Origin of the sequence: Faecalibacillus intestinalis, assembly GCF_015097455.1 — a bacterium.
GTDB classification, from domain to species: Bacteria; Bacillota_I; Bacilli_A; order Erysipelotrichales; family Coprobacillaceae; genus Faecalibacillus; species Faecalibacillus intestinalis.
In genome coordinates, this window is record NZ_AP024085.1 from 2502223 (window position 1) to 2515398 (window position 13176).

12 protein-coding genes and 1 pseudogene are annotated in these 13176 nt (G+C 30.0%); all 13 read right to left on the bottom strand.

The features are described 5' to 3' along the window. Nucleotides 1-12: 12 nt before the first annotated feature. The 13 genes and pseudogenes from pstB to Fi14EGH31_RS13380 all read right to left on the bottom strand — a co-directional run bounded on the left by pstB (nucleotide 13) and on the right by Fi14EGH31_RS13380 (nucleotide 13141). Nucleotides 13-768, bottom strand: coding sequence for a phosphate ABC transporter ATP-binding protein PstB (gene pstB, locus Fi14EGH31_RS13315; RefSeq protein WP_117851370.1), 756 nt, complete (start codon nucleotides 766-768; stop codon nucleotides 13-15). Nucleotide 769: 1 nt separating this feature from the next. Next, complete coding sequence (pstA, locus tag Fi14EGH31_RS13320) at nucleotides 770-1636, bottom strand: phosphate ABC transporter permease PstA (RefSeq protein ID WP_200764925.1); 867 nt, start codon at nucleotides 1634-1636, stop codon at nucleotides 770-772. Then, the gene (gene pstC / locus Fi14EGH31_RS13325) at nucleotides 1629-2558 is read right to left on the bottom strand and encodes a phosphate ABC transporter permease subunit PstC (protein ID WP_107029727.1); all 930 of its coding nucleotides are present in this window, start codon (nucleotides 2556-2558) and stop codon (nucleotides 1629-1631) included. Before pstC ends, pstA begins: the two co-directional genes overlap by 8 nt. Nucleotides 2559-2577: 19 nt before the next feature. Next, nucleotides 2578-3411, bottom strand: a complete 834-nt coding sequence (locus Fi14EGH31_RS13330) for a phosphate ABC transporter substrate-binding protein (RefSeq protein ID WP_200764926.1) — start codon at nucleotides 3409-3411, stop codon at nucleotides 2578-2580. Between the two features lie 234 nt (nucleotides 3412-3645). After that, nucleotides 3646-4278 (bottom strand): annotated as a pseudogene (locus Fi14EGH31_RS13340) (flavodoxin). A gap of 84 nt (nucleotides 4279-4362) precedes the next feature. Then, a complete protein-coding gene (locus tag Fi14EGH31_RS13345) occupies nucleotides 4363-6000 on the bottom strand; it encodes an AAA family ATPase (RefSeq protein ID WP_117792792.1) in 1638 nt (545 codons plus the stop codon). A 167-nt stretch (nucleotides 6001-6167) separates the two neighbouring features. Further along, the gene (locus tag Fi14EGH31_RS13350; RefSeq protein ID WP_117782727.1) at nucleotides 6168-6863 is read right to left on the bottom strand and encodes a dihydrofolate reductase family protein; all 696 of its coding nucleotides are present in this window, start codon (nucleotides 6861-6863) and stop codon (nucleotides 6168-6170) included. 17 nt (nucleotides 6864-6880) lie between these two features. Continuing rightward, a complete protein-coding gene (locus Fi14EGH31_RS13355; protein WP_200764928.1) occupies nucleotides 6881-8755 on the bottom strand; it encodes a beta-glucoside-specific PTS transporter subunit IIABC in 1875 nt (624 codons plus the stop codon). Nucleotides 8756-8822: 67 nt separating this feature from the next. After that, nucleotides 8823-9662, bottom strand: a complete 840-nt coding sequence (licT, locus tag Fi14EGH31_RS13360; RefSeq protein ID WP_117782725.1) for a BglG family transcription antiterminator LicT — start codon at nucleotides 9660-9662, stop codon at nucleotides 8823-8825. A gap of 145 nt (nucleotides 9663-9807) precedes the next feature. After that, the gene (locus Fi14EGH31_RS13365) at nucleotides 9808-10107 is read right to left on the bottom strand and encodes a hypothetical protein (protein WP_117871797.1); all 300 of its coding nucleotides are present in this window, start codon (nucleotides 10105-10107) and stop codon (nucleotides 9808-9810) included. A 496-nt stretch (nucleotides 10108-10603) separates the two neighbouring features. Then, complete coding sequence (locus Fi14EGH31_RS13370; protein WP_200764929.1) at nucleotides 10604-11449, bottom strand: aldo/keto reductase; 846 nt, start codon at nucleotides 11447-11449, stop codon at nucleotides 10604-10606. 11 nt (nucleotides 11450-11460) lie between these two features. Continuing rightward, nucleotides 11461-12300: an aldo/keto reductase gene (locus Fi14EGH31_RS13375; protein WP_200764930.1), complete on the bottom strand. Its 840-nt coding sequence runs from the start codon at nucleotides 12298-12300 to the stop codon at nucleotides 11461-11463. Next, complete coding sequence (locus Fi14EGH31_RS13380) at nucleotides 12293-13141, bottom strand: aldo/keto reductase (protein WP_200764931.1); 849 nt, start codon at nucleotides 13139-13141, stop codon at nucleotides 12293-12295. The genes Fi14EGH31_RS13375 and Fi14EGH31_RS13380 overlap by 8 nt, the downstream gene beginning before the upstream one ends. Nucleotides 13142-13176: the final 35 nt, after the last annotated feature.

The following is a 13176-nucleotide window of genomic DNA, read 5'->3' on the forward strand; positions in this document are numbered from 1 at the left end:
CTTTCTTTCCTCCTATCCAAATCTACCAGTAATATAATCTTCAGTTCTTTTATCTTTTGGCATACCAAAGACATCTTTTGTTGATCCATATTCTACCATTTCTCCAACTAAGAAGAAGGCAGTATAATCAGCAATACGACTTGCTTGTTGCATATTGTGAGTAACGATAGCAATCGTATATTGATCTTTTAATTGTAATAAAAGTTCTTCGATTTTAAGTGTTGAAATTGGATCTAAGGCACTTGTTGGTTCATCTAATAAGATAACTTCTGGTTGCACAGCTAAAGCACGAGCAATACATAATCTTTGTTGTTGTCCACCAGATAAACCTAAGGCACTTGAATGTAAACGATCTGAAACTTCATCATAAAGTGCTGCTGCTTTTAAACTATCTTCAACGATTTTATCAAGTTGTTTTTTATTTTTAATACCATGAATACGTGGTCCATAAGCCACATTATCATAAATCGACATAGGGAATGGATTTGGTTGTTGGAAAACCATTCCGACTTTTTTTCTAAGTAATGTTGTATCTACACGGCTATCATAGATATCTTCACCATCTAAGATAACATCCCCTTCAATTTTAACGTTATCAACATAATCATTCATACGATTCAACGTTTTTAAAAATGTTGATTTACCACACCCTGAAGGGCCAATAAACGCAGTAATTTTATTTTCTTTAATATCTAAACTGACATCTTTTAAAGCATGTTTTTGTCCATAATACAAATTCAGATGTCTTGCTTCTATTTTATTTTCCATCTTAATTATCCCCTTTATTTACATCAAATCTGCGACTGATCCATTTAGCTAACATATTTAAACCTAAAACAATAACTACTAAAACAAGAGCAATCACAAATGAAACTTCATAATTTCCTTTAGCCATTTCTAAATATAATTGAATAGTAAGAGTTCCCCCACTACTTAACAAATGTTTAAAAATATTAGTAGGTAAAATAGCAACTGAGCCTGCCGTAAATAATAAGGCAGCGGATTCAGCAACGATACGTCCCATTGCAAGAATAACTCCTGTTAAAATACCAGGAATGGCACTTGGTAAAAGTACTGTACGAATCATATACCATTTTGTTGATCCAATTCCTAAAGCAGCTTCACGATAGCTTTTAGGAACACATTCTAAAGCTGTTTGGGTATTTCTTGAAATAATTGGTAAAATCATAATGGCAAGTGTAAGTGACCCTGTTAAAATAGAGAAATTCAAATGACAAAATGATCCAAAGAACAACATTCCAAATAATCCATAGATAATTGAAGGAATACCTGCTAAGACTTCTGTTGTAAATGAAATGATACTGACAAATTTTTTATTTTTTGTATATTCATTTAAATAGATTGCTCCACCAATTCCTATTGGACAAGCAATTAAAAGTGTCACAATAACAATATAAAGTGTATTAATAATATTAGGTAATATACCTACAGTATCATTAATAATACTTATTGTATTTACTAAATAAGAAAAATCAAAGGCCGGTATTCCTCGATAGAGAATATAACCAATAATAACTAATAAGATAAAAATTGAAAGAAATGAACTTAATTGAATAAGTGCATAAAGAACTTGATCACTGACACGTTTCTTTTTTTCTAAGATTGTATTATTCATCTAAGTCACCTCTTTTTAAAACATATGTTAAGACTAAGTTAATAACCATGATAAAGATAAACAGCACAAGTCCAATTGTAAATAGTACTTGACGATGTGTACCACTGGCATATCCCATTTCTGAAACGATGGCTGTTGTTAAAAAACGTACCGAATTAAATGGAAGTGGAAGAGATACTGCATTTCCGGCTACTAACAAAATAGCCATTGCTTCTCCAATAGCACGTCCTACGCCAAGTACAATGGCTGACATAATACCTGATTTAGCACTTGGTACAACAACTTTAAAAATTGTTTGCATTTTACTTGCACCTAGAGCTAATGAGCTTTTACGATAATCGTCAGGGACTGCCTTTAAAGCAGTTTCTGAAATATTAATAAGCGTAGGTAAAATCATAATTGCTAGTACGATAATAGCTGATAAAAGATTTGCACCACCTGTAAATTGATGTGTTTTAGATCCATGGTAGATCATTAATTCTAATTTATACATCATTGGATTGACAATCAAAATACCTAATAATCCATAAACAACAGATGGAATACCCGCAAGTAATTCAATTGCTGATTTTAATATTTTTCTAAGTCTTGCTGGAGCAATTTCAGCAAGGTTGATTGCTGTAAATAAACCAATAGGTACTCCAATACAAATTGCTAGAAAAACCCCTACAATAGAAGTTAAAATAACATAAGCAATCCCATATTGAGGATGAGCTGCTGTTGGCGCCCATGTTGTAGAAAACAAAATACCTGTAATTCCTTCTTTAAAAATGGCAGGTGTCCCTGAAATAATCATATATCCTGTAATAGTAACAACTGCTAAAACAGAGATAATAGCACAGCCACGAAAGATCATCGCGGCTGTTTTTTCTACTAGGGATTTTGCTTTCTTATGGCTAATAATTGATAACTTTTTTTCCATAATACTTCCCTCTTTATTTTTATTTATTTGGTGTTACTAATCCAACTTTTTTAATGATTTTTTGTCCAGCATCACTATTGATGAAATCAAATACTGCTTGAACTTGTTTAGATTGTTCACTAATTTTTCCATTTGTAGCCATTACGAATGGTCTTTGTAAAGCATAGCTTCCATCTTTTACAGTTTTTTCACTTGGTTCAACACCATCTAATTGAAGAGGAGAAACTGTATCATCCAATACATCTAATGAAACATAACCGATTGATCCAGAAGTTTTAGCAACTTTAGCAAGAACAGCACCAGTTTCATTTAATTCTTGAGCATATTGACATTGATCTTCAATTCCTAATAATTCTTCAAATGCTCCACGAGTTCCTGAACCAGCTTCACGTCCGATAACAACGATTGCTTCATCTTGTCCACCTAAATCTTTCCAGTTAGTAATTTGTCCTGTATAGATTTTTGCTAATTGATCTTTTGTTAAGTTTGTTACTTTATTAGATTTGTTTGTAATTGTTGCGATACCATCGATAGCAACAATATTTTCTTCTAATCCCTTTGCTTTTTCTTCATCAGTTAAAGCACGAGATGAATCTCCGATATCTGTTGTTTTTGAAGCAACTGCTTCAAGACCTGCACCAGATCCTGTAAATTGTGCTTCTAATTGTAAGTTTGGATATTTTTCTTTAATTCCTTCTGATAAGGCATTGACGAATTTTTCCATTGAAGTTGATCCGTTTAAACTTACCTTTCCACTAATGTCATCTGATGCACTATTTGATCCTCCGCCACATCCGGCTAAACCAAGACACATCATGAAAACCATTAAAACACTTAATACTTTCTTTTTCATTTTTTATTTACCTTCCTTTGTTTTCTCTTAAGATATTATTTATTTTTGATACTCTTTCTTAAGACAACACTATCATAGTGTTTTTCTACATTTTCTAAAATCAAAAGAACGTATGGTTTATGTTAAGTTTATGTAAAACGAAAAAAGCTTATACCTAAGCATAAACTTTTATTGTAGACCTTCGGTCCATTCTTTAATTGTATCTTCTGTTGGTGAAGAACTAAAACGATGCCCTTATTTCCAATTACCACCTTTGGCTTCCTTTTGAAGCCTTGTTCCACTTTCTCCTAAACCCGAAGAAGCAGATGTACAAAATGGAATCACTGTTTTATCTGAAAAATCATTAGTCTTAACAAACGTATCTACTGGCCAAGCCGCAATCCCCCACCATATTGGATAGCCAATAAGCACTGTATCATATTGATCTCAGTTTTCTACTTTAGTTGTTTTTAATTCTACATTTCTAAGTGATTTATCCTCATGTTCTTTTGTTACTCTTGAGTTATCATCTGTCCAATCTAAATCATCTTCACTATACTTTTCTTTAGGTTCAATTTCAAAAAAATCTGCATTTAAATTTTCAACAAGCTTTTCAGAAACATCTTTTGTATGATTTTGTGCAGAATAATAAACGACCAATGTTTTCCCACTTATTTGTGTATTTGTTGTACTTTTTGTTTCTTCACTTGGTTCATTTTCTACTGTTTCAGTTGTAGAAGTATCTTGTCCACGATAAACAAAATATCCTCCTACTGCTGCAATAATAATAACCAATACAGTTAATAACACCCTTACATTCTTTTTCATTAAATACCCCCTATCTACCTTTTTAATAAATATTTTATCAATAAACATAAAGAAATACATAATTAAATTTGCATGCTATCATAACTAAAATACATACTAAAAAAGTGAGACCAAAGTCCCACTATATATCTTTTTAAGAATATTTTATTCACATTTAACCACATAACATTGTTTTTTATAAAAGGATATGCCATATCCTACAGCACCAGCATATTTCTTAAATCTTTTTTCTTCAAGATATTTTTGATCAATGATTTGTTTGACTCCAGCATTTGCATCTTCTATTAAATCATCTTCACTTGCTGAATGCTTACATTCAATAAGAAGTACTGTATCCAAGATTGTTTCAGGCAATACACATATATCAAATCTTCCATTACCTGCTTCTCTATTTGATACAACTTCATAATCATTTAATAATCCTACTAAAAATCCATGATAGAAGCTTTCTTGATTATCGAAATAACTAATACTTCTTATCAAAATATCATTAAGCAAGAGATTGACTTTCCTTGCATCACCATTTATAAATTCTTGATAAAGTTCATTTTTTCTAGCACTTGTATAATCTTTAAAATAAGACATAAATGATTGTTTATAGATTTCATAGACTTCTCTATTAGGAATAATGAGTTTATACTGGCTATCTCCTGTTTTTTCAATGACTTTTAAATAACCGGTAAGAAGTAAGAAACTATAGATATTATTGATGTTATCCATTTCTCGATAAGTAAGTTCTGGTTTGATGACTTTATCTATTGTTTGTCCATTCATCAATAATTCAAACTCTTTTCTTAATCCTCTATCTCCTGTCTGTATATAATTTACAACAAGCTCATTTCCACTGGTATTTGCCCAAAAGGAAATTGGTTCAAAGCTTGAATCTGCTTTTTTATTCTTAACATAGCTTAAAGTACTCCATGGATTATAGATTTCAAGATTTCCAAATAGATACCCATCATACCATTCTTTGACTTCATCAAAAGAATCAAATAGGTCATAATCTTTTAATAACTGTTTGACTTCTTTTTCTGTAAAACCAAAGAATTCATTACCTATATTATCTAAGATTGAATATGATGAAAAATTATTTAACCCTGTAAAGATACTTTCTTTAGAAATTCTTAAACATCCTGTCATGATACCTTTTTCTAAGGCATCATTGGTCTTAAGAGATGATGAAAAGACATTTCTTAAAAACTCTACCATTTCATCATAGTAGTTATGTTGATAGGCTGCTTGTAATGGTACATCGTATTCATCAATAAGAATGATGACTTTTTGATGGTAATATTTTCTTAAGCACAGTGATATAGTTAATAATGATTCAGATAGTTCGTTTTTTGAAGCTGTATTTAAATGATATCTTTTTAATAGCTTTTTTTCTCTTTCATTGAAGATATCGTCATCTAATATATCTTCAAATTGATCAAGAAGACGGGCAATGATGTATGAAAATTTTACTAATTGATTTTCTATTTTTGATTCTTTCATATCTTTTAAAGATATGAAAATTACAGGATATTGATTTTGATGTTTTAATGCTTCTTTATTTTTAGAGATATTTAATCCATCAAACAAATAAGCGTTTTCTTTTTCCTTATTAGAAAAGAAATAATAAAGCATTGACATATTCAGTGTCTTACCAAATCTTCTAGGTCTTGTATATAAAACAACCTTTTCTTTTAATACTTTTTCGATAAGATTTGTTTTATCTACATAACACGCATCTTTATCAATTAATTCTTTAAAATTTTCTATTCCAGTAGGTACTATTTTCATAAAACCATCTCCTCTAAAAACTATTATACTTGATTTTATTGTCTTTTTCCATCAAACAATAGCACTTCTCCTTGGCATATAAAATTGCTTTTTATTTTATGAATTCACCAATAAAAGCAGCCTTAAATTATGTTATACAAATAAAAAATAGTGAAACCAAAGTCCCACTATTTTCTTATATATTTTAAATACAACCCTGATTTATTTAATAAATCACTTTGTTTTAAATCAAAAACATTTCCAAGATAATCTTTGCAATCTTCAAAAAGATTAGGTTGATTACTTTCTCCTGAAACAACAGGTGAAACAACTAAACTTAATTCATCAATGAGGTCTTCTTCAATAAAGAACTTATTAGTAATGCCTCCACCTTGTAATAAGAGCTTTTTAATTGAACATAAATCATAAAGCTTTTCTAAGGCTACCTTTAAAGATATTTCTTTTTTTCCTGCAAAAAGATAGGAAATATTTAATTTCTTTAATAATTCAAGGTATTGATTAGAAATAGCCTCTGAAAGTATGACAATAAGATTTTTATCTTGTAATCTTCTATTTTTATAAATAGATGAATCCCATGCAATTTCTCCTTTTAGATCAATAACAACAAGCCATTTTTTATTTTCTTTTTGATAAACATGATCTGTAAGATTGTAAGTAATATTTGAGGATTTATTTAAATGTGTTAATGAAAATAATTCAAGCGCTGTTGTTTTTCCATAAATGATAGCATCACCATCATAATTTGTAGAAATTTCACTATAGATTTTTGCAAGCTTTGTTGTTTCTTTTTCTCTAAAGAATCCACCAGCAATCTTTCCATCGATTGATTGTAACATATGACAGATAACATAAGGTCTATTCATAACCAATACCTTCTTTCTTAATACTTCACTTCAATTAAAGATTCTTGTGCTTTTACTGAAGATTCACTTGTATTTTTAATTTCTTTTAAATCTGCATAATTTGTTACTAAAACAGGTGTTTCTAAAGAATATCCTGCTTCTTGAATTTTAGCCATATCAAAGTCTAATAATAATTGACCTTGGTTGACACGATCACCTTGTTTAATATGAGCTATATACCCTTCTCCATTAAGTTGAACAGTATTAATACCTACATGAACAAGTAATTCAACACCGGCATCACTTGTAATTCCAATCGCATGTAAACTTGGGAATAAAACTGTAACTGTTCCAGTTACTGGTGCATAAACTTTACCTTCTTGAGGTAAGATGACAACACCTTTTCCTAAAGCACCTGAAGCAAAAGCGGCATCGCTTGATTCTTCAATCGCTTTAACTTCACCTTTAATTGGTGATAAAACTGTTTCTTCTACTTTAACTTCTTTATTTTCTACAACTGTTTCTTCTTTTTTATAGAATAACATTGTTAAAACAAAACCAACAACTAATGAAACTGCACCTGCAATCAATGAAACAACCATACCAGTTGCATCACCTTTAGGTGAAATATAACTTACTACACCAAAGCTTCCTAGTCCCCCGATAACATATTGTTTAACAGCAACAGCCCCCATGATAGCTCCACCTACAGCACCACCGATACAAGAGAATACAAATGGTGTTTTTTCTGGCAATAAGAAACCATAAATAGCTGGTTCAGTTACCCCACAGAATGCTGAAATAACAGCTGGGATAGCTAAAGCTTTTTTGTTTTTATCTTTTAATTTTAAATACATTGCTGCAACAACGCCAGTAGCAGCAAATGTTGTTCCTAACATACCTGGTAAAATTGTATCATAACCTAAGTTTCCAATATTAACCATGGCCATTGGTACTAATGCCCAATGTAAACCAAAAATAACAAGACATTGCCAGAAAGCACCAACAACTAATGCTGTTACTAATGGTGAAAAAGCATATAATCCAGCAAAGATATTAGATAAGATACTTGTAAGTAAACTTACAACTGGTCCAATGACTAATAATCCAATTGGAAGTGAAATAATTAATACAAAGAATGGTACAAAGAAGTTTTGTAACATTTCTGATACATATTTTTTAGCTAGTTTTTGAATTTGTGCTGCTAAAGCCACAATACAAATAACTGGTACAACTGTACTTGTATAATTTCCTGATACAAATGGAATACCAATAAATTTAGTATAATAATCACCAATCATTGGTAATGTTCCAATTGCTTTTCCAGCGGCTGATAATGTATCTGTTTGAATTGTTGGATAACATAAAGTAGCTCCAATAATCATCCCTACAACAACATTAACATTGAATTTTTTAGCAGCTGTATATCCTAAAATAATTGGTAAAAAGTTGAAAATAGAATCACCAATTGCATTTAAAATCATATAAGTTCCACTATTATTGAAACTTGTTCCTAAAATAAAGACTAATAAAGCATTTAATCCTTTAATAATCCCAGCAGCACATAATGGCCCTAAGATAGGTTGGAAACATCCTGAAATAATATCAATTAACTTATTGAAGGCACCTTGAGGAGCAACTTCTTCTTGTGGTTTGTCATTAGAAATACCTGCTAATTCACATACATCTGCGTATACTAAAGGTACATGATTTCCAATAACGACTTGATATTGTCCAGCAGATTTCATAACTGTCACAACACCAGGATTGTTTTTTAAAGCATCATCATTTGCTTTAGATTCGTCTTTTAAACGAAAACGTAATCTTGTAACACAATGTGTTAAACTGTTGATGTTTTCTTTTCCACCAACATTTGCCAAAATTTCTTTGGCTAAACTTTCATACTTACTCATAATTTTCCTCCATATTTCTCAAGTATTGAAATTTGAAGGTTTGGCCAACTTAATGTCACCATCCAAGTTAATGACGATTTCCTAAATAAACAACACGATGAATATGTATTGTTAGATAAAGTTTTTCTTCGTCATAAAGTTCATAGTTATATTGTTTTTTGATGTACATAGCTATTTTTTCTACACATTTATAAGCATTAGCATACTTTGTTTGTACAACATCTAATAAATCATCTTCTTGTTGGTTTTGTTTTTTCTCTTCAAGTAAACGTTGGGCAAAGAATTTTAAATGTGTAATAAAGCGATAGTAATAAGCACTTTCTTCATTAAATTCTATTTTGAAGTGATAACGAACAATGTTTTCGATTTCTTGCATGATCTTTGTAATTTTATACATATCATGAACATCGTCATCTAATTGTCCATTAACAATATGTAAAGCAATAAATCCTGCTTCATCATTAGGTAATAATACGCCTGTTTTCTTTTCAATGATTTCTAAAGATTTTTTACCAATAGCGTATTCTTCTTTATAAAATCTTTGAATATCCCATAACAAAGCATTCTTCACTAAAATATTTTCTTTAGCTCTTTCAACTGCTGTATAGATATGATCGACCATTGAAATATAAATCCCATCATTTAAAGACTTTCCTAAACTTAATCTTGCTTCATTCATGATTTCTTCCCCTATTTGTAAATACTCTAAAGAAATATCTACGACAAGTTCTTTAAATCGTTTCGATGCTTCAGGATTTTCTAAATAGAAAACTTTATCAATTTGATTGGCTTCAACCGTATCACCTGTTTTCTTTTTAAAACAGATTCCTCTTCCCATCACAATCTTTTCCTCATTATTTTCCATAACAACAGCTACATTGTTATTTAAGATCTTACTTATTTCCATAATCACCCCCCCAAAATAAAAACCTATTTATTGCATGCTTAAAAAAGGTGGCAATAAATAGGTTTAGCTTGTACTTAAACAATCACTATCCTAAAAACTTCCTAGGTATAATAGCATAGTTTTAAAACGGTTACAATCATTTTTATCAATTAAATAACCATCCCATAATATTTGGGTCATTACTAAACAAATGACCACCTTGTCCATGTTGATTTTCAATTCCTTGTGTTAAAAAATAATCATTATTTTTTACATCTAAATCAACATAATTTTCATTTTCTTCATCACTTAAACCTTGTTTTTTATAAAAATTTACAAGTTCTTGATAAACCTCTTTAAAAGGTGAAGAACCATAATACTCATCATCTTCACCAATAACAAAATAAATTGGTGTTTTATTTTCTACAACTTTATTAAAATACCCATCCCATTTCGATGAACACATCAATGCTCTACAATAAAGCTCTGGACTTTTAGTTAAAACTAAAGAAAGAGTTTCTCCGCCACCAGAATAACCACTGATATAACCTTGTTTTGAATTAATGGCATAATGTTTTAAGAAATATTTTGTTAAAGCAATGGTTTTATTGGTAGATAATTCTCCTCAATCTTCTAATTGTGGCACTAAAATAATCATGTGATTATTATATTTTTGACTTGTAAAAGCAAATTCTTCAGTTTTTAAGTTTTCTCCTACACCTTGAAAATAAAGACCGTAATATATAAAGCATATGATTGCCTTTTGTCATATGCTTTAGGAATATATGCATTATAATGAATATCACCATATCGACTTTGGGGAACATTATCTAATGAAAAGTTCTTATATCGTTTTGTATTTGTAGTTATTTAAGTATTTTGAGATTGAATGTCTGATTTTTTATTTATATAGAGACAGCTACTTACAAGCATAAGGCATACTATAATGCATAGTTTTTTCATTAACGTTTTAATCCACAAATCATTTCTACTGTTGCTGGATCATAGTGTGAAAAGAATGAACTAGTATCTTTATTAAGTGAAGCAATTGTTTGCATATCTTCTTCACTTAATTCAAAATCAAAGATATTTAAGTTTTCTTGCATTCTTTCTTTTCTTACTGTTTTAGCTAATGGGACAATTCCTCTTTGAACAAGCCATCTTAAAATGACTTGTCCTACTGATTTTTGATATTTTTGTCCAATTGCAGTTAATGTTTCATTAGTTAAAATTCCATTTTTACCTTCAGCAAATGGAGCCCATGCTTCTAATTGAACACCATATTTAGTGTTATATGTTAAAGCAACGTCTTGTTGATGGAAAGGATTCACTTCAACTTGATTAACAGTAGGTACAACATCTGTATCTAATGCTAAATCAACCAAACGATCTGGATAGAAGTTAGAAACACCGATGGCTTTAATTTTACCTTCTTTATAAAGATCAACTAAAGCACGATAAGCACCGTGATAATCTTTAAATGGTTGATGTAATAAAACTAAATCTAAATAATCTAATTGCATTTTCTTTAAAGATTCTTCAACAGAAGCTTTTGCTTTTTCATAACCATAATTAGAAATCCATACTTTTGTCGTAATAAATAATTCTTCACGAGGTACACTTGTTTCTTGAATTGCTTTACCTACTGCTTCTTCATTACCATATGATTGAGCAGTATCAATTAAACGATACCCTGCATCAATTGCATCTAAAACAACTCTTTTACATTCTTCTTCATCTTTCACTTGGAAAACACCAAAACCAACAACTGGCATTTTCACTCCATTATTTAATGTTTTGTATTCCATTGTTATTCTCCTTATTCAAAATTACATTTTGTTGTAGCCATACGATGTAATGATTCTTCTGTTACATGATAGAAAGGTTCATGTTTATTAACAGCTGCAATTTGTTTCATTTCTTCATCTGTTAATTCAAAATCAAAGATATTTGCATTATCTTTAATATGATCCATTGATTTACTTCCTGGAACAAGTCCAAATCCCATCTGAATATGCCATCTTAAGATAATTTGAACTGTTGATTTATGATATTTTTCAGCAAGTTCAACAAATACAGGTTCTTGTAACATATCGCTATTTCCATGTCCTAATGGATACCATGATTGAAGTTGAATATGATGTTCCTTACAAAAATCATAAACATGTTCTGCTGGATAATAAGGATGACATTCTACTTGCATAATCATTGGTGGAATTTCACATTGATCTAAGATTTCTTGAATTTGTTCAACTCTAAAGTTAGATAAACCAATCGCTTTGATTTTTCCTTCTTTATATGCTTTTTCTAACATCTTATAAGCATAAACATAGTTATTTACAGGATGATGTAAAATCATCACATCAACATAATCAACACCTAATCTTTTTAAAGTATCATCAATTGCTTGATCATTTTCATAAAGTGTTGGTCCTAATTTTGTTTCTAAAAAATAATCTTCTCTTTTTAATCCTGATAATTTTAATCCTTTTCCTACTTCTACTTCATTACCATAACGATTGGCTGTATCAATGAGTTGATAGCCATGGTTTAAGGCAAAAGCTACATTATCTTCAATTTGTTTATCAAATTGTTGAATGGTACCAAATCCAAGTTGAGGGATTTGGTATCCATTATTTAAAGTAATAAAATTAGTCATGAATTTTTATTCCTTTTAAACGTGTTTCATTGGCAGGATCTTCAGGATTATGAGATGGTTTGTTTGTATCTAAGGCTTGCATTTCTTTCATTTCTTCATCTGTTAATTCAAAGTCAAAGATATCAATGTTTCCTTTCATTCTTTCTTCATTTGTAGATTTAGGTAAAGAAATAACTCCTTCTTGATAAATCCATCTTAAGATAATTTGACCAGCATTTTTATTATATTTTTTAGCTAATGAAACAATTGTTTCATTTTCTAATAAATCTTTATTTCCATGTCCTAACGGATACCATGCTTCTAAATGAATATCATTTTCAGCCATCACTTTTCTTAATTCTTTTTGTTGAACAAATGGGTTAAATTCTACTTGGTTAACTGCTGGCGTTACAGTCATACCATTTTTAAATTTATTCCATAAATTAATGGTAATATTAGAAATACCAATAGATTTAATCTTACCTTCTTGATAAGCTTCTTCTAAAGCTTTCCAAGCTCCTAAATAATCACCATATGGTTGATGTAATAAATAAAGATCAATATAATCTACTCCTAATAATTTTAAAGAAGTTTCAATACCTTTCTTAGCATTTTCATAACCATAATCTTGTAACCATAATTTAGAAGTAATAAAGATTTCTTGACGATCAATGCCACTATCTTTAATCGCTTTTCCTACATCACTTTCATTCATATATCCTGCAGCTGTATCAATATGACGATATCCTGCTTTTAAAGCAGCTAAAGTTGCATCATAAGTAGGTCCATCATTAGGAATCATGAAGACTCCAAATCCTACAGCAGGGATTGTTTGTTTATTGTTTAATTCAAAAGTTTTCATTATTATCTCCTCCAATTTCTATCTTTATTTTAATT